Source organism: Bacillus toyonensis BCT-7112 (assembly GCF_000496285.1).
GTDB lineage: Bacteria > Bacillota > Bacilli > Bacillales > Bacillaceae_G > Bacillus_A > Bacillus_A toyonensis.
In genome coordinates this window covers 4,355,899-4,379,967 of record NC_022781.1, presented here as the reverse complement: position 1 = coordinate 4,379,967, position 24,069 = coordinate 4,355,899, and the positions used below count along the sequence as shown (strand labels likewise).

Here is a 24,069-nt window from a genome sequence, read left to right as displayed (position 1 = left end):
AAACTAAAATAAATACTCAATATTATAAAGTGACACTTTCATTAGTAGATATTACTCTCCTCACTGATTGTTAGTTGATTCAATCGGGATTTTACGAGCAGTTAATGTGGGATAAATTAGACCAACTAGCCAAAAGATGACGATGCAACTCTTTGTCTTTCCGCTTATGAAACACATAATACATAGCCTCTTTGTTATAAGAGTTATCTTAGTCAATATTAGCGATTAAATCAAGATTTGGCATTTATTTATCTATATAAACATATTAAACATATGGTACGTGAAATTTTTTTAACGGCGCATTATGGGGTAATTCAGGTCAAATGTTATGTTAATTATACGGAATTCAGATTTATTAACCATTTTGTTGTCACTTCTGTATACTGAGTACCTGTTATAATAAGAGGTTCTTTACATTCGGGACGTTTGCTTTTTGCAATATTGACTTGATGATCTATGTCTTTCAAACAGCTTTTAATATTTAGGATTTTTTGAGAATCATATTGTTAGCGATAATAGAATGTATGTAATTACGAACATTTATGTGTTGAAACGAAAATGAACGAATATTCAAAAATTAACTTTCATATTTATAATAAATAAAGAGCACTTTTTAATGTTTTAAAAGTACTTTTAATTTGATGTTGATGTGACGTAACCTTAAGTAGTTAGAAATTAAAAAAGGTCCCTTAATAATGTTAAAGGGACCTTACTCACACAAATAATCTGTAAATCAATTCATTTTTGATATACAGATCATTTGTATGATAATTTTTATAAATAATTGCTAAATAGTGAATTTACATAAATGCTTTTAGAAGTTCTTGAACTAATGGGATTGCTCCACCTATAAATTTTAAAACTGCCATTGCGATTTCCATATTATTCTCTCCTCTTTTTTCGTATTAAGATGTGGTTAATCTTTATACTCTCATTATAGTAAGCGCTTACAATTATAACAATACATTTCTGTATGCAATATTGCATATTTATACGTTTAGACAAAATTAGACCTCTATTAGTCATTCTTTAATGGTACCATAACGAGGTGAGAGTCTTTAAGGGTTCTCCTTAATAGGAGGAAATATGGAAAGAGTGCAAGAGATTGACAGTAATCTAAAATTTAAGGGTTGGGTTAAACAGGTATTAGCTGTAGGAGGAATGTTAGGGTTCTGCTACTTAGTCCTGTATGTTTTCTGTTTCTTAGTTACTATGTAAATATTATACAACTAAACTAGTAGAGTCTTGCCTAGAGAGGTAAGGCTCTTTTGTTTTGTATGAGATGAGCAAACTACATACAATACCTCTCAGGTTTGTCAGATTACTCTGTATGGCGCCTTTTTTCTCTATGTTCTAGGAACATTAACTCCTATCATTGAAAGGTAAATAAACTTCTATTTAAAATTTTTTTATCTTTGAAAAGGACTTACATCTTATTAATAGATTTGAATCATTTTTGCATATTATATTTATATTACCATATAAATATAATATATTAAAAATAATTTAAATGCAAGAATACTAGTAAGGGTACCGCAAGTATTTTTCAAAATAACGTAAGCTATGCGGAAAAATAAAATAAGCTGCCCATATGGACAGTTCATTTACATAATTATCGTTATCGGAATTTAACCCTCTAATATTCATTCTAGAAAGTATCCTAGCCAAAAACGGATGTTTAGTCGCTTTGTTTGAATTATGATTTTAGTAAGGAGTTTTGCTTTATCGCATACAGACAAAGCATTATCTTTATTTTCAATCGGATTTTCCCTGTCTTTTGATAAATCATATAGGTAGTTTAATGTCTTAATAAATCCTTTTAATGAAGATGCTATTATCCTTGGATTCCATTCACCTTCGCCATGTTCCGCAGTATATATTGGTAAATATCTTCTACTCATATCTACAAAGATAGGGTTTCCATATTCCTCCTCGTGCCCTATGACAAACCAAGACTGTCTCCAATCTCCTTTATTATCTATGCTATACCCCAATTGTTCCTTTTCTAATGCACTATTACTATAAATTATTAATCCACTATATCCAATAGATAGTTCTTTTTCTTTAAATGTGTCTAATAAATTATATAATTCGTTAATTTGTAATTTCATCAGTAGCGAGTACAAGGAAGAATCCTAACCTCGCAAGGGAACCTCCTGTTTTGTTCCGAAATGCTGACGGTATAACATATATATATAAAGACACCCTAAGGTACCTTCCTTCGACTTAAACCATCTTAATTTTAATAATATGTATTGAACTCACACCAAATATTATTGTATCAAGCTGGTGTATAGCGATTATTGGTAAACCGTTTTGAAAATTTGCGTTTTGTTGTTACTATCCCATGCCCATCAAGCTAATATTTTGAAGTATCCCCAAAACGAAAATTTTCTTCGTTTTGGGGAACTACCAATTTCTTAAGTTGATGGGCATGTATGGTGACCCCTATTAGAGAAATTTACTAGGTTATGGCTTTGACTCGGTTTTTCTAAAGAATACATCAGGATTATTCTGTCCGTTCAAAATATTTCGATTGTCACCCCAAGCATGGAGCAATGAATGGCCTGGACCTGTAATAACTTGATTGTATTCACCCATATAACAAGAAAATACTCTTGGATCAAAATTCACGAAAACCCCGCCGCTTGGTATATGATTATTAGGCACTTGAGAAAATGCAGTGCTAACCATACTTTCTTTACCTACTTTACCAACACCCTTATGAAAAGAGAAAGTTTTCATAAACACACCAAACGTTCCATTACCTATGCCGCCAACATTATTAGGATCATTAAAGCGGTTATATTGAACATGAGCTCCCTCTTTATTGACAGCTACTGATGGAAAGAATGAAAGGGGCAAATTATTGGAGATATTCACTTGAGTCCAGTTATTTCCTCCGTTTTGACTATAGGCTAAAAAGACATCGATAAAGATTGTACCTCCAATATTTCTACGTTGATTCCATACTACATAAATCGTACCATCTGGTCCTATACCTGCTTGAGGGATCTCAAACATCCTGATCACCCGTTGCTGCTCTGTTAATATAACAGGACGGAGTTCATTGGCTGGTCCGCATGGTACAACATCCGTAGCCGCTGCTGCAAATAGGCCAGCAGAGACTTGTACATTTATTGGGAAGGTATTTCCTCCATCGATTGACTTAGCCATACGAATGGAACGGTTCGCAGTATTTAGCTGAGCAAATGTGCCTGGCAAACGACTTTCATAAAAAACATATATATTCCCCGCTTTATCCACTACCGGAAAGGCTCCAAACACTGCATTAGCCCCAGCGACAATCGTTTGACTTGGAATAATAGGAGTTAATGTTACACCTGTTCCAAATTTTGAAAAACGAATTTTTGTACCTACATTAGGAGGGCCAAAGTCAGTCCATACAACATATAAAGCCTCATTTCCTGGATTATCAGCATCAGGACCTACTGTAATCCACGCTTTATCTTGATTTCCTGAATCACTAGCAGCTGGAGTCTGCCCTCGCCCAACAACTTGAGGAAGGTTCATAGTTATTGTTTTGTTTGGACTGATCGTTCCGGTTGAAACAGTGATTACACCTTCTTGCCTGCCTCCAATCAATTCATCCCCAATTTGTGAATAATAAAATACTCCATTTCTATCAACTGCTAAAGATGGATCACCAAAATTTTGACCTCCAGGATTGGCTGGTATTGACCCACCATCGGTCCAATTTTTACCTAAATCTTTTGAAAAGGAAAACCCTGAATAACTTGATGCCCCAGCTACCCCTGTGGCATTATTGGTATCATTAAATCCATACAAAATAAAATCTTTAAAACGCGCAAGGCTTGTCTCGCTTTGAGTTATATTTGGAAAACTAGCGATATCAACAGCAGGGTTATTCACTTGAACTTCTTTATCATTTGGTTTTGGTTTTGGCGGCATTTGATCACCCTTTCTATTATTTTTTTCAATATATAATATAAAAAAAACGAAAGAGTGCTTAGACTATTTAATAGATTTAAGTTTTTTTTGGAAGAGTCATTTAATCAATTAATTAGTCTTTAAACAAACCGAAAAAACCTTGCTGCTTTTGTTTCTGTACATCTCTAATGTTTTCAAGCAGGAGTGTTGGTCATATAAACATTGGTACCACTAAGTCGTTTACTACGAGGAGAATATTTCATTCCTTTCTTTTTTTCTCGTACAACGTGATTAATGCTGTCAACATACAAAAAAGAGTCCTGATTGATCAGGACTCTTTTTTGAACTTTTACAAAAGTAAACTTTTAAACACCTAATTAAAATTCTATTATCTATTTTACCACTTGGACAGATACTGGCTTCCAACCCTGATTCTCTACCCAATCAATATCAACCTTATATTTTTTATTACTTTGTTTATCTCGTATATTACCGTAAGCTTTATTATTACCATTATTCCCAATAAACTCGAAAATCAATTGGCCCTCTGGAACATCAACAGCATAAGAAATTGCTTCTTTCATCTCATTCCAATCTACTGTTCCTTCTTTAAATTTCATTTCAGGTTTTGTTCCTTGCTTTGTACCAATTGGCTTCCAAGAAGGATTAGTTTGAGAACCCTTTTCTTGAGATACCGATTTTTCTGCTTTTTGTTTCTCTTCTAACAGTGCTGCTTCTTTCTCTTCATTTTTCTTCTCTTCTAACAGTGCTGCTTCTCTCTCTTCACGTTTCTTCTCTTCTAACAGTGCCGCTTCTCTCTCCTCACGTTCCTTCTCTTCTAACTGCGCTGCTTCTTTCTCTTCACGTTTCTTCTCTTCTAACTGCGTTGCTTCTTTCTCTTTACGTTTCTTCTCTTCTATCTTTGTTGCTTTCTTTTCTTGAGCAATTGCTTTCTTTGATGTATCAGAAGGGGAAAACAACTGGTATGTCACTATACCAACTGTCACTAATACCAAAGTAAATGCAATATTAAAAATCACCTTTTTACGACGATTTTGTTGTTTTTCTTGAAACCTGCTTACTTGTCCCATTTTTTAAACCTCCGAGTTTATTTTCTCTTCTAATCTTTATGCATTTCTTATAATTCTTAATATTTTTATTAAACGATGGAAATGAATTACAATTCCCATACAAGATTTCATATCATAATAAAATTTGTGTTTTTTCAAGCATCTGACATATGTTATTCAAAAATATTTTAATACATTAAAAATTGATAAGCATCTGTTCGTAAGAAACCTTCAATTTTATTCAAAGGTGATTCCAATTACGTCCACATTAGATCTCCTGTAGAAATCTTTTTAACAATTAAGCCTCTTCTTCCCTTATTTATAATTTTCAAATTAAACTGCCCCCTATGGTACAATAAAGATGTGTTGTTTTCTACTGGGGTATGTCGTAAAATCAAAAGGGATTTTATCTCTTTTACCTTTCTCTCAGAGTAACTTTCACCACTAGGAAACTCTATTATTCCTAATGTAATCTTTAATTCGCTTTCATCAAAAATCCAATCCTTATTAAGTTCCCTTATCTTTTGTATAAAGCTTCTTTTGGTTTTTCCTATATAGATTAATGTTTCATTCTTAGCATATACTCTAGAGATTGCAAATATTCCCTTCTTAAAAGCTTCTTCTCTATTATAAAAATCATTTAAACTATACAATCCATACCACTTAATATGTACTGTTTCTATTAACCTCACCTCATTTTTAGATAATATTATAATTTCTGAATGTTCAAATTATTATGGATACATAGCCTTGATTACTTGAATTATAAATAGTGCTTTTCAATAATACATTTTATTATTACTAATTTCAATAATGAATATGTATATATCATCATGAATTTCCTATCATTTGTTTCGTCAAGTAGGGGTAGCGTCAGGAAAATGCGCATTTACAACGTTAAGGAAATCCCCATATTAAAAAGCCCCATTTATCAACATTTATATTGAGGAATTAGGTTCTTTTCATTATTCCGTTAAAGCGCTCCTTTAATTGAATAACCAAAATCTCACCTCACTCATAATATCACTTAATTCTTATTAAACTAACGCACCTCGTTAGTTTAAATGTAATTCTTCACAAATTCTTAGCAGGTTTAGTTAAAAATCTTTTTTATATAAACAAAAGAACTGAGCGAAAAATAACGCTCAGTTCTTTTACAAACATCCCATTTCATAAATGTGCGATCATATTATTTTCGTACAGCTTCAAATGTAATGAGTTGGCTATCTGTTGATGGTTGCTTTTTGAAAGTATAATCGGCAGAACAAGTAATATCAGTTTTACATGAATCATTGAATCAGTAGCTTTACATAGAGATTTTTTAGATTCCACTGATGATCCTTGCAGTTATCACACTAAAACAGTTTCTTCAGTATATTCTATAAAATTTTAAATACAACAATTCCTTATGAAGCATCATCTACTAAGATAACCATCATTTTTTGAGAATTATATTGAACTTACCTTTTTAAATTGTGCAGATAATTTGCAGATATATATTAGCATAAGTACTCTCCATTCGAACATATGATGAAGTGAATGATAGGACAGGGAGGTATCATGATGTTTGCTTATACGTTAACTGCCTTAACACTTTGTTGTATCTCAATTATTATTACATCATATATTTCTAAACGTAAGGGTACCCTAATGGAGTATATGGTATTTATTATGTCTTTTAGTATGAGTATCGGTTTAAGTATAGGTTTTTATTTAGGTATTCTCTTTAAAGGGGAATTACTATATTCTACTTTGCTTGCTATTTTGATTAGTGGTTGTATCGGTCTTTTAGTCGGTCTACGTTTTCACCTATATACTGCCTTAGAAGGAATGTTCTCTGGATTAATGGCAAGTATGATGGGAGCAATGATTACAGAAATGCTAAATGCGCAACAAGCTCATAGTATACTATTCATTAGCCTTTTACTTTCTATAACGATAACTATGTCATGTATAATTCAGCTTTTATCAGAAACCTTTACTACTTATATCCATCGTCGGTTTCTATTATTACTCTCCATTGGCGTAGTAATTATCCTGACTGTATTCATAACGTTCCCAGAGCATGTCCCGCCAACCTCTTCCACAGAAGAACAACATAAACATTAGCAGCTATAATCGATTCCCTCTAATATTTCATTATATTAGAGGGGATCGATTTCATTAATTTTATTTCTTAACAGATGAAGATTAAAAACACTTTGAATCGCTAGTCCAAAATTTCTACATCTATATAATTGATAACACATTAATTTCATAGATATTCAATTCTCTTTGCTTGAGAAGGTATACCATTCCATCTTGAAATAATAAATTTTAACTTAACCAATATATGTTTTTGGATCCATAGCATTGCTCTTCTGTGCATTCCATTCACCTTTATGGATTTCAAAATGTAAGTGCTGTCCTTCAGATTGTCCTGTATTCCCCATTATGCCAAGTTGTTGTCCTCGCTTCACTTTTTGACCAGCAGAAACAGAACGACTCTTTAAATGAGCATATACAGTCGTATATGTTTGTCCGTTAATATTGTGAGAAATAAACACAACATTACCATAGCTTGTAGAATAATAAGAGCGAGTGACTACACCTTCTGCGGCGGCAACAACCGGCACTATTCCTGAAGCAGCAATATCTAATCCGTGATGCATTTGCCCACCACGTTTCTCAAATCCAGAAGTATATCTTCCTACAGCTGATTGAATAAATTCATTTGTTGTATTTATCTCTTGGGATTGTCGCTGCTCCTCTGCATCAGTCTCACTTGCTTTTGATAGGAATTTACTTGATACATAACCGTTTTTACCGTTGTAATTAATTTTTTTCCATCCATTTTGTTCAAATAGAACTTGTACTTTTATTCCTTTTGATAAAGCACCGATTACACCATGATTTGTACCAGCACCGCTTCTTACATTTAACACGCTTACGTTAACATAGTAGTCATCAACTGTTGCTCCAGTAGATGGATTACTTGTTTCAGGTTTTGGTGGTGTACCTCTTTTAACAAATTTTACATATTCACTGCTTACATAACCAGTTCTTCCATTATGATTAATTTTCAACCAGCCATTTTCAACGCCAGTTACTTGCAATGTTCGTCCGTTTAATACACCACCAATTACACTATGGTATGTAGCAGGACCTGTACGCACACGTAAAGATGTAGCGTCTACAATGTATATACCGTCAGCCTGAACCGTAACATTATTTTGTTGTTCATTTGCATTAGAGCCACTCTTTGAAATGTAATCTTTACTAATATAGGCGTCTTGTCCTTTATAGTTAATTTTGAACCAATTTTGTACTTCACCAGTCACTCGAACTACTTGTCCTTTATACATAGAGCCTAAAATCGTATGGGAAGTACTTGGACCTGTACGAACGCGGAGGGAGGATACGTTAACTTTGTAATCCCCACTCGCTACTTGAAATTTCCCATTGTTATTGTCGCTTCCATTTGAGCCACTGTCTTTCACAAATTGACTGCTTACATAACCCACTTTTCCATTATGGTTAATTTTCAACCAGCCGTTATCTTCTCCAATAACTTGTAAAACTTTCCCTTCATACACGCGCCCCATTATTGCACTAGATGTATTTGGCTGTGTGCGAACACGTAATACATTAGCAGTTACAATTTTACTACGACTCTTACCTATATTCGTCTTTGCTAGTACGCCATTTTTCGAAATAAATTCACTACTCACGTAGCCAATTTTTCCGTTATGATTGACTTTCAACCAACTGTTTTCTTCTCCAATAACTTGTAAAACTTCCCCTTCATACACGCGTCCCATAATTGCACTAGACGTATTTGGCTGTGTGCGGACACGTAGAACATTCGTATTTACTGTTACTTGATTTTCATATTTTACTACATCAATAGTTTGCTCATGCTTCGTGTCTTTTTGTATAACAGTATTTTTCGCTTGAGCAGTACTAATAAATACACTTCCTGTAACAGAAGCTACTGCTACACTAGCTAAAATTTTTTTCATAAGTATAAAACACCTTCCTACAAACATATTCAAGTATCATTATGTTTTTATGTTAACTTCCATTTCTTTTCATTCTAACTATTCAGGAAAAGTATCCTTTTATTATCCACCATCTATACCTAGTAATAAAAGAAACTTAAATCCATTACACTTTGAAAATTCTCTCATTGCTTCAATCTAACACTACACAATGTAGTTTTAATTTCCAAAAAAAATAGCTACTAATAATCACCTATAATTAATACTACAAAAATAAAAAAATCATAATTTAGGCCTTCTTCATTTAACTTATACTTTTGCTTAAATATACCTGCTCTCCTTTCACACTACGAATTGTAGTATAAAATAAAAGAAAGGTCAAATATAAGTATTTAGCCTTTTGTAACTACAATACATTACATTTATCCATTTCTAATCTAATCATAAATAATTATGTTTTTTAATCTCTAAATAACCAAAAAACATTTTCACCTTGTAAACTCTTCCTACAGGATAGCTCTCTTATTGTCTAAACTTTTATAAAAATAATATTCCCAATTCACAACATGACATATAAAAGCAGCAATCTACTAAGATAACTGCTTTACATTATGATAAACTACATGAATTTCACATTATTCCGGCTTATTAGGAATATTAGGGTTTGGAACATAATCAGATGTGTAATCTGTATATTTTACTTCCGTTACCATCCCTGCTGAAGCATGGTGTAGATCGTGACAGTGGAACATCCACTCACCCGGATTGTCTGCTACAAAGGCTACTTCATATTCTTCTCCTAGTTTCAGATTTAATGTGTCTTTAACAATTGGAGAACCTTCAATCGGTTTTCCATCTTTACTTAATACTTGGAAGAAATGACCGTGCAAATGCATCGGGTGATCGTCTCTTTTAGAGCGATTTACTAATTTCACTTTTACTAAGTCACCCTTTTTCACTAGAATTGGATCAATATCTGGAAATACTTTTCCGTTAATTGTATAAACCATTTCATTTCCATTCATTTTCGTATTCAAGTCCATATTATATGTGGCAGTATACTGCTGCTCTAGTGTGAAATTACCTAATTTTTTCTCACCATATTTCGTCATATCTAATTTCGGTAGTTTTTCTTTTTCATTTGCTCTGTCTTTCATCTCTTTACTACCTTCATATTCAATAATGATTTTCATTCCTTTTGCACTTTTATTTGCTGAATGGTCTTCAACATACCATTTCCCAGGATTGTTAGCAGTAAATTCAACATCATAACGTTCACCCGGTGCGATTGAAATTACCTTATCCTTTATAGCTTTTGGATCGTTTATTGGTTGACCATCTGTCGCAACTACTTTTATATCATGACCGTGAACGTGTATATCATGTGATAGATAACCAGTATCAACGAGTCGAAGACGAACTTTATCACCCTTTTTCAATTTTAACGGCTCTACTAAATCACCGCTTTTACCATTGATTGTGAATAAGTTATACATACCCATATCATGACCTTCCATCTTCATATTTCCATGGTCCATTCCTGCCATATTACCAGAGTCTTTTTTATCACTCCCCATGTTCATACCTGAATGATCCATGCCTTTCATATCATCATTCTTTTTTGCATTTTCATTATCCTTAGATTTATTACCTTTTTGCGCTTTTGTCATTTCTTTTAACTGCTTATTAATTTCTTCTTTATCTGTTATCCATTCATCTAACATTAACGTGTAATCTTTATCATACTTTTCATTTGTATCCTCTACAATAAGAGCACCATATAAGCCTCTATCTAGTTGATTTACAGAATCTTGATGTGAATGATACCAATACGTTCCTGGTACGTTCGCTTCAAATTCATAGGTGAAACTTTTTCCTGATTCAACCGCATCTTGTGTCACGCCTGGAATTCCATCCATGTTATTTGGGACAGGATACCCATGCCAATGAATAGATACTGGTGCAGGTAATTCATTTTTTAATGTCACTTTAACCTTTTCACCTTTTTTCACCCTAATTTCCGGACCCGGGGATGAACCATTAAATGTCCAGACTGGAACAATAACACCGCTACTTAGCTTTTGTTTTTCTTCTTTCGCTACTAAAGTAACTTCTGGCCCTTTTACAACTTTCAATGGCTTTGTAGCCGTTTCAGTCTGTGTTGTTTTTTTATCATTCATATTTTTATGATCATTTGTTTTATTTGTGGTCGCAGAACATGCAGCAATTAAAGATATTACGGAGACTGTAACTGCTGTTAATACAAATCCCTTCATAGAAAATCCCTCCTTTTTCTTTTTCAAGATTATTATAGAAGATAATTTTCAAGAAAATATGGAGATATAAAATGAGCAAAATAAAAAGGCACCCAAAATTGAGCGCCTCTTCTAACTATTATTTTGTAACAACTTCATCTTCTTTTACATTTACATTATTGTTACTCATAAACCCTTCAATCTCTTCAACTGTTCTAATGATATCTTTTGACAAATTTTCATAGCCATCTTTTGTTACAAGGATATCATCTTCAATACGAATACCAATTGATTCTTCTTCAATATATAGACCTGGTTCAATCGTAATAACCATACCTTCTTCTAATACTCTTTCTTTGTATGTTCCAACATCGTGAGTATCTAAACCAAGAAAGTGACTGACACCATGATAATAATATTTAGATAGTTCCTCATCTTCTTGAATTAAACCAATAGCTTTACACTCTTCTGCTAGTACCTTTTTTGTATGCTCATTTAATGCAGCAAAATTTAAGCCTGGCTTAATAATCTCTGTTGTTTCTTTCAATGCTTTTAATACAATATTATAGATTTGTTTTTGGCGACTAGAGAATGTTCCATTTGCCGGGAAAGTATAACTAATATCAGCGTTATAATAGTCTTTTTGAGCGCCTAAATCTAGCAGTACTAAATCACCATTTTGAATTTGTGCATCATTATCTTCATAATGAAGAACTGTTGCATTTTTCCCACTTGCCAAAATTGTATTGAACGCATGATGCTTAATCCCAGATGACTTCAGTGTGAAATCAAACTGAGCTTCTAATTCATATTCCATCATGTCTGCTTTTGCATGCTTTAACACATTGTAAATACCGTCTTTCGTTACAGCAATTGCTTCTTTAATGATTTCAATTTCTTCCTCTGTTTTAAACACTCGTAATTCACAAATTTCCGGGTATACATTACCAATTGTTATGTGTGGGTACTGTTCTCTTACATGTTTAGCAAACGCTAACGTTTTCGTCTCAGTACCCTTCCACTCACGACGCTCTAAATCTAAATACACATGTTGCGCATTTTCTGCGAAAAGTGTATGTGCCATTGTCTTCTCAAAGCTATCTATATATACAACTTTTTGTATGCCTGAAATTCGTTCTGCATCTTCTTTAGAAACTGTTTTACCGACCCATTTTTCCATTACTGGATCTGATTTTTCAATGAAAAGAGTTTCTTCCACACCATTTCCAAACTTTTTCAACATGAAAATAACATTGGGCTCATCGATTCCCGTTAAATAGTAAAAATTTCGATTCGGCACAAATTTATAATGGGCATCTGCTGACATATGAGGTGCTTGTCCAGCAAATAAAATCGTAATCGATTCATCATGTAATGTTTTCGCTAATCGTTCTCTATTTTGAGCAAAAAATGTTGATTTCATAATAATCCCCCTAGCGTTCTATGTATAATTTTGAAACTGATTATCCAATATAATTCATTCTATTATTGTTATAATTTTTCGTCAATTAATAATGTTTATATAGAAGATAAACTTTCATTACTAGGCATCTAATCACTCCACAATTTCTTGACATTTATTCCATATACTTAATATCTCATATATATATAAGAAAGGAGCCTACAAACGTGAAACATTACGTAGGACTAGCCATTACTTCATTATTTATCATTACAGGATGCTCTAATAACGTAGAAACACCACCAGTAAAAAAAGAAACAGTTCAATCTCAGCCCCAAAATAAAGATAACGCAAATACGATTCCGCAAAACTTCTATAAAGAAATTACATCTGGAAAAATAGCGCACATTCACGGAATTGGCTATGCAGGAAATATGCCTGGTATTTCTATCGCAACTCATAGTGGTATAAAAGTTTATCAAAATGGAAAATGGTTTGAAACTGCTACACAGTTACACGATTATATGGGCTTTCAGGCAACTAAAAATGGATTTTTTGCTAGTGGGCACCCAGAACCAGGTGCAAATTTAAAAAATCCTTTAGGATTAATGAAAAGTTCTGATGGCGGCAATAACCTTGAAAAGCTAGCATTCTATGGAGAATCTGATTTTCATAACCTTGCTGTCGGATATAATACAGAAACGATTTATTTATATAACGAGCGTCCAAATTCTAAATTACAACAAGGTTTTTATTTCAGTACAAACAACGGACAAGAATGGAAAAATAGTAAGTTAAAAGGCCTTTCAAGTACAATCCATACATTTTCAGTACATCCGGATCAAGCGAGTGTAGTCGCAGTAAGTGCTAAAGATGGTATTTATTTATCTACAGATTACGGGAATACATTTGAACTATTCTCTACATCACTTGAATCGACAGCAGTTACATTAAGTAATGAAGATGTTTTTTACGCCCCTATCAATAAGCAAATGATAACGAAGAAATCAATTGCTACAAATGAAGAAACAAACTTACAGATTCCATCTTTAGATTCTAAAGATACAATTATGTATATATCACAAAACCCTCAAAATTCATCTGAAATAGTATTTGCTACAATGCAAGCAAATGTATTCCTTTCCACAGATAACGGTAAAACGTGGAAACAGATTACAAAAAATGGCTTATTACAATTTAATTAGAAAGGTGAATATAACGTGTTTTCAACAATTAGCGAGTGGAGTTATCAACTCATGTCTCCTTTAATGGATGTCACGAATGCTACGAAATCAATTCCTCTTTTATTTGCGTTTTTATTAGGCATAGTAGGTACCCTTGCTCCATGCCAATTAACAGGAAACATTAGCGCCATTACAATCTATGGCAATCAATCTTTACAAAAGGGACATATCTGGAAACATATATTGTTATTCATTTTAGGAAAAATAATAGCTTTTACGACGCTTGGACTATTAGTATGGGTGTTAGGAAAAGAAATTCAGCAAATATTAACTTTGTATTTCCCATGGTTACGTAAACTGATCGGACCTTTATTAATAATAATGGGGTTAATATTATCAGGTATTATAAAAGGTAGAAACTTCTTCTCTACCATCTTCCCTATCACATCTATACGAAAACAAAATGAAGTCAGCTCATTTTTGCTTGGGTTTTTCTTTTCGTTAGCTTTCTGCCCTACTATGTTTGTGCTATTTTTCGGAACATTAATACCACTCTCTTTAACATCTAATTACGGGTATTTATTTCCTACCTTTTTCTCTATAGGAACTGCTCTACCTGTCGTTGTATTACTGTCCATTATCTCCTACCTAGGCTTAAATGGAACACTACTTAAAAAGAGCCGAAAAATAGGGGGAAATATTCAGCGTATAGCTGGTGTACTTCTCGTTTTAATCGGACTTTATGATACCGCCCTATATTGGTAATACATACAAAAGGTAAGCTTCAGTGAAATGAGCTTACCTTTTGTATCATTTTATTCATTTTTCTTTTGTTGTAATTGTGTTAACAAATTCGTAACAAACGCGAGAAACAATGGATCTTTCTCTTTTTTAGGCGACCACTGCATAATGAGTTGCCGCGGGATTTCAATGTCTATCGGTTGCACGATAAAGTCATGAATAATTTGTTTATGAAGTCCTGATAACGGAACGATCGTTATACCGTTAACTTGTAAAGTAAGTGCTAATGCCGAGCTAATTGACTCTGACTCCATCACTTTATTCACTGTTATTTCGTTTTTCATTAAGTATGGTTCAAGTACTTCTTTACAACCAGAAAGTGGCATAATAAAAGGATAATTTTTCAATTCTTTACTAGTAAGATTAGGTGGAATATTCTTTGAAGAAACGATAACATAAGGATCTTCACCAATAACTTCATAGTGAAATCCTGGTATTAGATTTTCTTTTATAGAAATAGAAAAATCAGCACTTCCAGCAGACAGCCAATTTAAAACTTCTTGATAGCTTCCCTCTCTAACTGCAAGCACGTACTGACTTTGATCAATATTACCTAATTGGATACACTCTGCCAAACAATATACAGTAACGGAAGGGTACGTAGCTAATACAATCTTATACAAACTTTTATTCTTCAAGTGTAAAGCTGTTTCTTCAAGATTTTCATACTCCATTAGAAGTCGTTCTACACAAACTAAAAATTCTTTTCCATTTTCAGTTAACATCGTTCCTTGTCTAGAGCGCTCAAATAAAGTTAAAGCATATCGTTTCTCTAGTTTGTTTATAATATGCGTTATTGCTGGCTGTGTCATATGTAATTCCTTAGCTGCTAAACTAATCCTGTTCAACCGAGCCACATATTTAAAAACTTTAAAATCAAAGACGTTCATTCTGTTCTCCTTATATAAAAGATATTTATATCATCTATAAATAACCTTCATTATATTTATCAAACTACTTCCTATACACTAAGTATACACTATCAATTTTACAAAAAAATAAAGCATATAAACATTAGAGGAGTGTTGATTAAATGAGTACTTACGTTTTAGTACATGGAGCATGGCAAGGTGAATGGGCATGGGAATTAGTAAAACCTCAACTAGAGGCTTTAGGTCACACTGTTATTACACTAGACTTACCTGGAAGTGGGAAAGATACAACTCCTTCACAAAATATAACGTTAGATTCCTATGTTGATGCAGTAACAGCTACTATAAATCAACAAACTGAAAAAGTTATTGTTGTTGGACATAGTATGGGTGGAATTGTGATCACTCAAACCGCTGAACTTATACCGAATAAAATCGATAAATTAGTATATCTTTGTGCATTCTTACCACAAAACGGAGAAAGCCTTGGCAGTAAATTAGATGGTGAAGCTGGTCCACAATTCTCAATAAATGAGAACGACATGACAGCTGAACTTATACCTAATCTAATTGAAAAAACATTTTTAAATGCTACCGAAAATGAAGAAATTAAAGAAGCATCTTCCAAAAAAATGCGTCCTCAGCCACTAGGACCATTTCAACAACAGCTAAAAATTTCTGAAGAAAACTTCGGAACTGTAGATCGCATTTATATTGAAACAACTCTAGATAGAGCGATTCCAATTGATTTTCAGCGCCGAATGAATACAGAAACTCCATGCTCGAAGATTATTACTTTAGAAGCTGATCATTCTCCCTTCTTTTCAAAAGCAACAGAACTTGTGAATTGTTTACATGCGTTAAGCTAAATTTCATTTAATGAAAATAGACACCCGCGGGTGTCTATTTATTATGCTAACTAAGAATTGTATGTTCTTCTCTACATTTGCATTCCCTTTTGCTTCATCTCCCACTTTTTATACAGTAATACTGCACCAAATAAGAATACCCCCGCAACAAATGAACCTACTGGTAACATCTTTATCATTTCATCTGGAAATACGAGCGGCAGTAATGGAAATGCATATGCTGCTGGAATACGTACACCAACTATTTTTAATAAAATAAGCATTAAAATCATATTTAATAAAGTGACTATAATCCATGAGTCGATTGCAAAGTACAATAACGTTCCAACAGTTGGAGATGTAGTTAATACTACTATTTGTTTACATGCCATTTTTTCATTGTACATCGGTTTTTGAAGTGATTCATACACAACAACTAATATTGGCGGAATAACCGCTAATTGTTCATGACCAGTGATCCAGCATATACTTATCCAAATGAAATTTAGTATTAGAAATACAGCCATATATTTATATTGGATGTTAACTTTTCTCTCAATACCGCTATTCAATTTAAAAACAAGGACACCAACCATTAAAATAAATGTTAAAACGAAGACTGAGATAACAAATGACCATTCAGTCGCATTTGTCACTAAAGGTAATAAACCTGTCGCAATAGATGGTGCTAAATTTGATTGTATAATACGTAAAAACAGCATCATAAATATAAGTGTTACGCTTACTTTTGCTATATAAGCTAAATCCATTTGATTCACCATAAAACCAATACCAGCTGTTACTGACGGTGCAATAAAGATTTTTTCTGGCTGCCTTAACCAACCTGGCTCACGATACGCCCATAAAGCAATTGCCATCGCTGCTATTTCCGGCAAAATGACTTCCGGATCATTTAATAACACACCCGCTGTTACCATAGCTAAAATAAAGAAAATAGCAATCGTATATGAGATGATTGTTTCTTTTTTTGAAATTACTGCATTCATTATTACATACTCCCTTTACTTACTACTCTCACAATGTAAAACAAAAATTCAATATACCCTACTAAGGTATTGTATATTAATATCTTTTCCATTTCAAGTATTTGTAATTTTTTCATTTTTCATCACCCATTACACTTACAAAAAAAGGATTTTTATAGGCGTTGACACTCATTGAAAGATAGGTTACAATAACTATACATTAGTAAGTAACTAATGTAATTAAATGTAACTTGAGGTGAAAACAAATGAAAAACATTTTATTCCGTATTAACGAATTATCAAAAAAAGAAAAAACATCTGGATTAACAGTTGATGAAAAACAAGAACAACAAATGTTACGTCAAAACTATACAAAAACATTTCGTGGAAGTTTAGATTCCATTTTATTAAACACAAAAATTGTCGATTCAAATGGTTTTAATGTTACACCAGTTGCATTACAAGATGCTCAAATTCGTTTGAAATTAAGCAAATGAAATTAAAGCTAAAGAAACAATTGTATAAAACATAAAAGAGCTGGACTTTTCATAATGAAATTCCAGCTCTTTTTCTACTTAATATTGTTGTTTTTGCAATGTAACATACGAGCGATACATTGCAATTCTCCACGACACAATCATCGCAAATGCGAGTAAGAAAAACATCCCGCTTAATTGCGCCAAATCAAGTGTTTGGCTTAAATATGATTTTAATGCGACTCGTACAGCTAATAAACCAATTAAAATAAATATAAATGCTTTTGACGGTTTCATATATATATGTTCGCCTCTTACTTCGAACTTAGTTGTTTTAATAAGAAATATAGAGAAAATAAGTCCTGCGATAATTGCCTCTACTATTTCTAACGATGTTAATCGGAATTCCGGTAAGAAGAACATCATGGCGCCAGTACTCATAAAAATTGGCGGCAAAATAATTTTCTTTTTCGTAACCGGCTTTTTCGCTGACTTAAAGCGAAGAAACATAACACCAACGGCCATACAAACTGCTACGATACTTGATAAAAGTGCTACACTCATACTCTCCACTCCTATCTATTTAATAGACTTTTTGAGTAAAATCATAAACCAAACGAAACCGATACTTATAATAACATGACCTAATCCAGCCATATGGCTTAAACCGTTAAAGTCAGTTCCATTTACTTGTAGAAGACCTCTACATACCATTGTTACGATAGTAATAATTAATCCTGTATTATATACAACAAACCAGGCATGAAAACTTTTTGTTTCTTGTATTTGAAATACTTTAACTAAAGCAACAGCGACTAAAAAGAATATGAATCCAAGCACTAGTACGTGTGTATGTACTAATTGCAACATAGTGGAACCTTTAATTCCTTGTGCTTTCGTATACTTTCGCGCAAATACTCCTGATAATAAACCAATAATTAAGTAAATGAATGCTGCATTATATAATTTCTTCATTCTATTCCTCCTGCTGTAAATTTTCCATATTCGCTGCAATCATTTTACGCAAAGTTTATGAACGGAATATGAACAAAATATTACATTCTATTTTTAAAGAACAAAAAAGCCATTCCACAATTATTAATTGCGGAATGGCTTTTCAACTTATTTTAAATCATCAATTGTGAAAGCACCAGGCAGTAACTGCTCAACAGTCACTTCTTTTTCGTCACCTTTTACATTCGTTAGTAAAACTCGCATTTTCGGATCACAAAATTCAGCAATCACTTGTCTACAAGCACCACATGGTGAAATAGGTCCGTCAGTTTCTCCTGTAATGACTAAGTAACTAAAGTCGCGCTCCCCTTCTGATACTGCTTTGAATATTGCTGTTCTTTCTGCACAGTTACATAAACCGTAAGAAGCATTTTCTATATTACAACCAGTATAGATTTTACCTTCTTTTGTAACTAATGCAGCACCAACCGGAAATTTTGAATACGGAATATACGCTTTCGATAACATCTTATTTGCTTCTTCAATATATTTTTTCTTATCCATATTATTTCCTCCTCAAAGTAAATGTAATGTTGATTAGTCAGTAATAACAGTATGAACTAATTTAGGAGCCACTGCTGTTTCAGCGATAGAAATATTTTCATAAATTTTTGCTTTTACATCTTCTACATTTTCACGATTTGCGTAGATCGTTACGAATGGCTCGCCTTCTTTTACTGCATCGCCAACTTTTTTACGTAACATTAAACCTACAGCTAAATCGATTTCATCTTCTTTCGTTGCACGGCCTGCACCAAGTAACATTGCAGCGATACCGATTTCATCTGCAACAATGTTTGAAATCACGCCTGAAGTTTTAGCAGGTACATCAATTATATACTTCGCTTGTGGCATTTTTTCTGGATTGTCTACAATTGAGCTATCTCCACCTTGATTGCTTAAGAACTCTTTAAACTTCTCAGTTGCTTTTCCGTTTTTCATAACTTCAATTAACATTTCACGAGCTTCTTCTAACGTATTTGCTTTTTTCGCAAGTACGACCATTTGACTTCCTAATACAAGTACTAATTCTGTTAAATCTTCTGGCCCTTCACCTTTTAACGTATCAATTGCTTCTTTCACTTCTAGGGCATTACCAATCGCAAAGCCAAGAGGTTGTGACATATCTGAAATAACAGCCATTGTTTGACGTCCTACATTATTTCCGATGCGTACCATTGCATGTGCTAATTCTTTTGCATCTTCTTCCGTTTTCATAAATGCACCTGCACCGGTTTTTACATCAAGTACGATTGCGTCAGCACCAGCTGCAATTTTTTTACTCATAATTGAACTTGCGATTAGAGGAATTGAATTTACTGTTCCTGTTACATCACGTAATGCATAAATCTTTTTATCAGCAGGTGTTAAGTTTCCTGTTTGTCCGATAACAGCTACTTTGTCACGGTTTACAATATCAATGAACTGCTCTTTCGTAATTTCAACGTGGAATCCTTCCACTGCTTCTAATTTGTCAATTGTTCCGCCCGTATGTCCTAAACCACGACCTGACATTTTTGCTACTGGTACATCTAAAGCAGCAACTAATGGTCCTAATACTAATGTAGTTGTATCACCAACACCGCCAGTTGAATGCTTATCTACTTTAATGCCTTCAATTGCTGATAAGTCGATCGTTTCTCCAGACTCCACCATTGCCATCGTTAAATCTGCACGTTCACGATCTGTCATATCTTTAAAGAAGATTGCCATTGCAAGTGCACTCACTTGATAATCAGGAATACTTCCGTCTGTATATCCATTAATAAAGAATTTGATTTCTTCAGTCGTTAATTCTTTGCCGTCACGTTTTTTTGCAATAATATCTACCATTCTCATTACAATCACCATTCCTTTTTATATGATATGAATCTATTAAAATAATAAGCCAACGATTGTTGCTGATAAGAAACTTACTAGCGTTGCACCGAAAAGTAATTTCAAACCAAATCTTGCGACTACATTCCCCTGCTTTTCATTTAAGCTCTTAACTGCCCCTGCAATAATTCCAATTGAAGAGAAGTTTGCAAATGAAACTAAGAATACAGATATAATCGCTGTCGTTCTGTCTGAGAAATTAAAGTTCCCTTGCGCTAAATCTGTCATAGCGACAAATTCATTCGATACAAGTTTTGTTGCCATAATATTACCGGCATTAACTGCTTCATGCCATGGAACACCCATAATAAATGCAAATGGTGCAAATACATAACCAAGAATTTCTTGGAATGAAATACCGATTACACCTTTAAATACTGCATTAATGAATGCGATAAGAGCAACGAAACCAACTAACATAGCTGCTACTGTAATCGCAACTTTAAATCCATCGATAATGTATTCCCCTAATACTTCAAAGAAAGTCTTCTTCTCTTCTTCTTGCACTTCTAACATATCTTCTTCTTCAGTAACTTCATACGGGTTAATGATAGAAGCAATGATAAAGCCACCGAATAAGTTAAGCACTAAAGCGGTTACAACATATTGCGGTTTTAATAACACCATGTATGATCCAACGATAGACATAGAAACTGTAGACATTGCAGATGCACATAATGTGTACATTCTTTTCTCTGGCAATAATCCTAGTTGTTTCTTAACTGAAATAAACACTTCAGACTGTCCTAAAATCGCAGAAGCTACCGCGTTATATGATTCTAGTTTACCCATTCCATTTACTTTACTTAATGCTAGACCGATAGATTTCACAATAATAGGTAATACTTTAATATGTTGCAAAATACCTATTAAAGCTGATATAAATACGATTGGCATTAATACACTTAAAAAGAATGAAAACTCTTTTTGATTTACTAATCCACCAAATACGAAATTCACACCATCAGCGGCATATTTTAATAATTCCCCAAAACCATCTGCTATTCCGCTAATTAATATATTCCCTACACTTGTATTTAATAGTAAAAACCCCAAAATGAATTGTAATATAACCATCGTTATGATTGGACGATATTTGACTTTCTTTCTATCATTACTAGCAAGCCAAGCGATACCTAAAATCAATACGAGGCCAAAAACACCGATTAAGTATTTCATAAGCCGTCTCCTCCCATTCGTATCCGCTTACATTCTTTTCAATTGTTAAAGCAATAGATACACTATACTTTGTGTATCTATCGCTTTTCACACTTTATTAATTAGTAGTTATCTGTAGCACCTTTTGCATCGTTTAATACGATTGCAACACTAGCGCTTGCTCCAACACGAGAAGCTCCAGCAGCTACCATTTTATCTGCATCTTCACGTGTACGAACTCCGCCAGATGCTTTTACACCAACGTTTGGTCCTACCGTTTTACGCATTAATGCGATATCTTCAGCAGTTGCTCCGCCAGTTGAGAATCCAGTTGAAGTTTTTACGAAATCAGCGCCAGCTTTTACTGATAATTCACAAGCACGAACTTTTTCTTCGTCTGTTAGAAGGCAAGTTTCAATGATTACTTTTACAAGAGCTTTTCCTTTTGCTGCTTGTACTACTTCATAAATATCTTTTTCAACGAACTCATTGTCGCCATCTTTTAAAGCACCTACGTTGATTACCATATCAACTTCAGTTGCACCTTTTGCGATAGCATCTTTTGTTTCGAATGCTTTTGTTTCAGTAGTGCTTGCTCCTAATGGGAAACCGATTACAGTACAAACGTCTACATCATGTCCAGCTAATTCTTCAGCAGCTAGCTTTACCCATGTAGGATTAATACAAACAGAAGCGAATTTATATTCCTTTGCTTCCTCGATTACTTTCATAACATCTTCTTTTGTAGAATTAGCTTTTAAAATTGTATGGTCAATTAACTTTGCAATATTCATTATTATCACTCCTCATATCTTTTAACAACTTCATTCTAACTCTTAGTTGAACAAATGTAAATACACTTTTGAAATTTTGTTCATTCTTTTTTAAAAGGAATTTTCTTGTAGTAAATAAAGCGCATTCTAACTAAGAAACAATTCACATTTAAAATCAAAACTTTTATATTAACAATGGTAGTATGTATCTCAATATCCATAATTATTTTTAAAAAGGCAATTTGTATTCAAAAAACACTCCCATAATTCATACATAACAAAATAAAAGGCTTTCTCAAAATTAACATCTTGAGAAAGCCTTTTATTTCTAACCTTTTTGATAATGTAACAGTTCTTTTGCTGTATGCTGATCAATAATTAATACATTTGCATACCCGCCACGTAACGCACCATCAATTGCTTGTATTTTTCTATTACCACCTGCAACTAAAATAGAACGTTTCTTTAATTTAAGTTCCTCTAACTCAATTCCAATGGTACGCTTATTAATTTCTTCACTACTAATATTTCCGTCTCCGTCAAAGAAACGTGAACAAATGTCACCGACAGCTTGTTTTTTCAGAATGTTCGTTTCATCCTTATCTAAATATCCTAATCGGAATAATAACGCTTCATCACGCACTGTTCCGACAGTGAAAACTGCAATATTTGCTTGTTTCCCCATTTCAATAATGTGATGAATATGTCGATCCTGCTCTACTAATTCTTTTGTCACCGCATTATCAAATATAACTGGGAGCGGTAAATTTCTTGGTGTCGTTTGAAAAGCCTCTGCAAATAAAGCAATGGTCTCATTCGCATATGTATTTACACTCGAATGACTAATACCACCTTTTAGCTGGACAACTTCTACACCTTTCACATGTTGTGGTACGATTTTCCTAGCAATTTCATACATCGTCATTCCCCAGCTTACACCGACGATATCACCGTTTTTCACTGTCTTTTCCATGTACTCAGCCGCATATTTACTAATATACTCAGTAATCGTTGCATATTCTGGCACTGGAGAAAATACTACATGCGCCTCTAACAAGTTGTACTTTTCTTTCAATAAATTCCCAACGTTATCTAAATCAGCAAATGGATCGGCTATACTAATTTGAACAAATCCTTTTTCTTTCGCGTACTTTAATAATCTAGAAATCGTCGGTCTTGAAATATTTAATTTGTTAGCAATTTCTTGCTGACTATAATCGGATTGATAATATAATCTTGCAACTTCAACGCTTAATTGTTGTTTATCTTTTTCCATAATAACTTATTACAAACCCTTTCCTGTATTTCCCTTTCGTTACAAGCATTATACAGCTTTATGCAAAAAAATTCGACTACCGAATTTTTACTAACTGAACTTCTACTTCACTTAGTATATACAATGAAACCTTTTTGTGTAGATTTACAAACTCAATATAGATACACTTGAAACATATAAATCG

General features: G+C 33.4%; 20 protein-coding genes and 2 pseudogenes. 5 read left to right on the top strand and 17 right to left on the bottom strand.

Translation table 11 applies throughout. From position 1 onward, the window contains the following. Window positions 1-800 precede the first annotated feature (800 nt). The 5 genes and pseudogenes from BTOYO_RS27870 to BTOYO_RS22405 form a co-directional block, all read right to left on the bottom strand. A pseudogene (locus BTOYO_RS27870) lies at window positions 801-987 on the bottom strand (hypothetical protein). Between the two features lie 656 nt (window positions 988-1,643). Further along, window positions 1,644-2,126 carry a hypothetical protein gene (locus BTOYO_RS22420; RefSeq protein ID WP_000287105.1) on the bottom strand — a complete coding sequence of 161 codons (483 nt, stop codon included), beginning with the start codon at window positions 2,124-2,126 and terminating at the stop codon, window positions 1,644-1,646. Between the two features lie 343 nt (window positions 2,127-2,469). After that, window positions 2,470-3,933 carry a hypothetical protein gene (locus tag BTOYO_RS22415; protein WP_001134790.1) on the bottom strand — a complete coding sequence of 488 codons (1,464 nt, stop codon included), beginning with the start codon at window positions 3,931-3,933 and terminating at the stop codon, window positions 2,470-2,472. 371 nt (window positions 3,934-4,304) lie between these two features. Further along, entirely contained in the window at window positions 4,305-5,003 is a 699-nt protein-coding gene (locus BTOYO_RS22410; RefSeq protein ID WP_000532007.1) for a YrrS family protein, read from the bottom strand. A 236-nt stretch (window positions 5,004-5,239) separates the two neighbouring features. Beyond that, on the bottom strand, window positions 5,240-5,674 hold the full coding sequence (locus tag BTOYO_RS22405; protein WP_002038451.1) for a hypothetical protein: 435 nt from the start codon (window positions 5,672-5,674) through the stop codon (window positions 5,240-5,242). 871 nt (window positions 5,675-6,545) lie between these two features. On the opposite strand from BTOYO_RS22405, the gene BTOYO_RS22400 reads away from it, so the two are divergent. After that, window positions 6,546-7,091, top strand: coding sequence for a hypothetical protein (locus tag BTOYO_RS22400; RefSeq protein ID WP_000458513.1), 546 nt, complete (start codon window positions 6,546-6,548; stop codon window positions 7,089-7,091). Window positions 7,092-7,303: 212 nt separating this feature from the next. Here the strand turns inward: BTOYO_RS22400 and BTOYO_RS22395 are convergent, their stop codons facing one another. From BTOYO_RS22395 to BTOYO_RS22385, 3 genes are all read right to left on the bottom strand, one after another. Then, on the bottom strand, window positions 7,304-8,983 hold the full coding sequence (locus BTOYO_RS22395; RefSeq protein WP_000721644.1) for an SH3 domain-containing protein: 1,680 nt from the start codon (window positions 8,981-8,983) through the stop codon (window positions 7,304-7,306). Between the two features lie 614 nt (window positions 8,984-9,597). Next, entirely contained in the window at window positions 9,598-11,238 is a 1,641-nt protein-coding gene (locus tag BTOYO_RS22390; RefSeq protein ID WP_023441218.1) for a multicopper oxidase family protein, read from the bottom strand. A 118-nt stretch (window positions 11,239-11,356) separates the two neighbouring features. Then, window positions 11,357-12,640 carry an aminopeptidase P family protein gene (locus BTOYO_RS22385; protein WP_000842952.1) on the bottom strand — a complete coding sequence of 428 codons (1,284 nt, stop codon included), beginning with the start codon at window positions 12,638-12,640 and terminating at the stop codon, window positions 11,357-11,359. Between the two features lie 206 nt (window positions 12,641-12,846). Between BTOYO_RS22385 and BTOYO_RS22380 the strand changes: the two genes are divergently transcribed. Both BTOYO_RS22380 and BTOYO_RS22375 read left to right on the top strand, forming a co-directional pair. After that, complete coding sequence (locus BTOYO_RS22380) at window positions 12,847-13,824, top strand: F510_1955 family glycosylhydrolase (RefSeq protein ID WP_000683854.1); 978 nt, start codon at window positions 12,847-12,849, stop codon at window positions 13,822-13,824. 15 nt (window positions 13,825-13,839) lie between these two features. After that, window positions 13,840-14,568, top strand: coding sequence for an urease accessory protein UreH domain-containing protein (locus tag BTOYO_RS22375; protein ID WP_000493105.1), 729 nt, complete (start codon window positions 13,840-13,842; stop codon window positions 14,566-14,568). Window positions 14,569-14,618: 50 nt separating this feature from the next. On the opposite strand, the gene BTOYO_RS22370 is transcribed toward BTOYO_RS22375, so the two are convergent. Continuing rightward, window positions 14,619-15,494 carry a LysR family transcriptional regulator gene (locus BTOYO_RS22370; protein WP_001100317.1) on the bottom strand — a complete coding sequence of 292 codons (876 nt, stop codon included), beginning with the start codon at window positions 15,492-15,494 and terminating at the stop codon, window positions 14,619-14,621. 143 nt (window positions 15,495-15,637) lie between these two features. Between BTOYO_RS22370 and BTOYO_RS22365 the strand changes: the two genes are divergently transcribed. Next, a complete protein-coding gene (locus BTOYO_RS22365) occupies window positions 15,638-16,345 on the top strand; it encodes an alpha/beta fold hydrolase (RefSeq protein ID WP_000109315.1) in 708 nt (235 codons plus the stop codon). A gap of 71 nt (window positions 16,346-16,416) precedes the next feature. On the opposite strand, the gene BTOYO_RS22360 is transcribed toward BTOYO_RS22365, so the two are convergent. Then, complete coding sequence (locus BTOYO_RS22360; protein ID WP_000994712.1) at window positions 16,417-17,331, bottom strand: membrane protein; 915 nt, start codon at window positions 17,329-17,331, stop codon at window positions 16,417-16,419. Between the two features lie 245 nt (window positions 17,332-17,576). Here BTOYO_RS22360 and BTOYO_RS22355 point away from each other — a divergent pair, with 245 nt between their 5' ends. Continuing rightward, entirely contained in the window at window positions 17,577-17,807 is a 231-nt protein-coding gene (locus tag BTOYO_RS22355; RefSeq protein ID WP_000789785.1) for a DUF896 domain-containing protein, read from the top strand. Between the two features lie 49 nt (window positions 17,808-17,856). Here BTOYO_RS22355 and BTOYO_RS22350 read toward each other — a convergent pair. From BTOYO_RS22350 to BTOYO_RS22320, 7 genes and pseudogenes are all read right to left on the bottom strand, one after another. Then, window positions 17,857-18,350, bottom strand: a pseudogene (locus BTOYO_RS22350) (CcdC family protein). A gap of 15 nt (window positions 18,351-18,365) precedes the next feature. Continuing rightward, window positions 18,366-18,761 carry a DUF2871 domain-containing protein gene (locus BTOYO_RS22345; protein ID WP_000737880.1) on the bottom strand — a complete coding sequence of 132 codons (396 nt, stop codon included), beginning with the start codon at window positions 18,759-18,761 and terminating at the stop codon, window positions 18,366-18,368. A 147-nt stretch (window positions 18,762-18,908) separates the two neighbouring features. Beyond that, a complete protein-coding gene (locus tag BTOYO_RS22340; protein WP_000358537.1) occupies window positions 18,909-19,304 on the bottom strand; it encodes a cytidine deaminase in 396 nt (131 codons plus the stop codon). A 33-nt stretch (window positions 19,305-19,337) separates the two neighbouring features. Continuing rightward, window positions 19,338-20,639 carry a pyrimidine-nucleoside phosphorylase gene (locus BTOYO_RS22335; RefSeq protein ID WP_002093789.1) on the bottom strand — a complete coding sequence of 434 codons (1,302 nt, stop codon included), beginning with the start codon at window positions 20,637-20,639 and terminating at the stop codon, window positions 19,338-19,340. Window positions 20,640-20,675: 36 nt separating this feature from the next. Beyond that, entirely contained in the window at window positions 20,676-21,857 is a 1,182-nt protein-coding gene (locus BTOYO_RS22330; RefSeq protein ID WP_000876190.1) for a NupC/NupG family nucleoside CNT transporter, read from the bottom strand. A gap of 101 nt (window positions 21,858-21,958) precedes the next feature. After that, window positions 21,959-22,630: a deoxyribose-phosphate aldolase gene (gene deoC, locus BTOYO_RS22325; protein ID WP_001017434.1), complete on the bottom strand. Its 672-nt coding sequence runs from the start codon at window positions 22,628-22,630 to the stop codon at window positions 21,959-21,961. 307 nt (window positions 22,631-22,937) lie between these two features. Next, window positions 22,938-23,885: a sugar-binding transcriptional regulator gene (locus BTOYO_RS22320; protein ID WP_000409788.1), complete on the bottom strand. Its 948-nt coding sequence runs from the start codon at window positions 23,883-23,885 to the stop codon at window positions 22,938-22,940. Window positions 23,886-24,069 lie beyond the last annotated feature (184 nt).

Coding starts and splice junctions, on each gene's coding strand:
- BTOYO_RS22415 (WP_001134790.1), bottom strand. CDS start 3,933: ATGCCGCCAAAACCAAAACCAAATGATAAAGAAGTTCAAGTGAATAAC.
- BTOYO_RS22410 (WP_000532007.1), bottom strand. CDS start 5,003: ATGGGACAAGTAAGCAGGTTTCAAGAAAAACAACAAAATCGTCGTAAA.
- BTOYO_RS22400 (WP_000458513.1), top strand. CDS start 6,546: ATGTTTGCTTATACGTTAACTGCCTTAACACTTTGTTGTATCTCAATT.
- BTOYO_RS22395 (WP_000721644.1), bottom strand. CDS start 8,983: ATGAAAAAAATTTTAGCTAGTGTAGCAGTAGCTTCTGTTACAGGAAGT.
- BTOYO_RS22390 (WP_023441218.1), bottom strand. CDS start 11,238: ATGAAGGGATTTGTATTAACAGCAGTTACAGTCTCCGTAATATCTTTA.
- BTOYO_RS22385 (WP_000842952.1), bottom strand. CDS start 12,640: ATGAAATCAACATTTTTTGCTCAAAATAGAGAACGATTAGCGAAAACA.
- BTOYO_RS22370 (WP_001100317.1), bottom strand. CDS start 15,494: ATGAACGTCTTTGATTTTAAAGTTTTTAAATATGTGGCTCGGTTGAAC.
- BTOYO_RS22365 (WP_000109315.1), top strand. CDS start 15,638: ATGAGTACTTACGTTTTAGTACATGGAGCATGGCAAGGTGAATGGGCA.
- BTOYO_RS22360 (WP_000994712.1), bottom strand. CDS start 17,331: ATGAATGCAGTAATTTCAAAAAAAGAAACAATCATCTCATATACGATT.
- BTOYO_RS22355 (WP_000789785.1), top strand. CDS start 17,577: ATGAAAAACATTTTATTCCGTATTAACGAATTATCAAAAAAAGAAAAA.
- BTOYO_RS22345 (WP_000737880.1), bottom strand. CDS start 18,761: ATGAAGAAATTATATAATGCAGCATTCATTTACTTAATTATTGGTTTA.
- BTOYO_RS22340 (WP_000358537.1), bottom strand. CDS start 19,304: ATGGATAAGAAAAAATATATTGAAGAAGCAAATAAGATGTTATCGAAA.
- BTOYO_RS22335 (WP_002093789.1), bottom strand. CDS start 20,639: ATGAGAATGGTAGATATTATTGCAAAAAAACGTGACGGCAAAGAATTA.
- BTOYO_RS22330 (WP_000876190.1), bottom strand. CDS start 21,857: ATGAAATACTTAATCGGTGTTTTTGGCCTCGTATTGATTTTAGGTATC.
- deoC (WP_001017434.1), bottom strand. CDS start 22,630: ATGAATATTGCAAAGTTAATTGACCATACAATTTTAAAAGCTAATTCT.
- BTOYO_RS22320 (WP_000409788.1), bottom strand. CDS start 23,885: ATGGAAAAAGATAAACAACAATTAAGCGTTGAAGTTGCAAGATTATAT.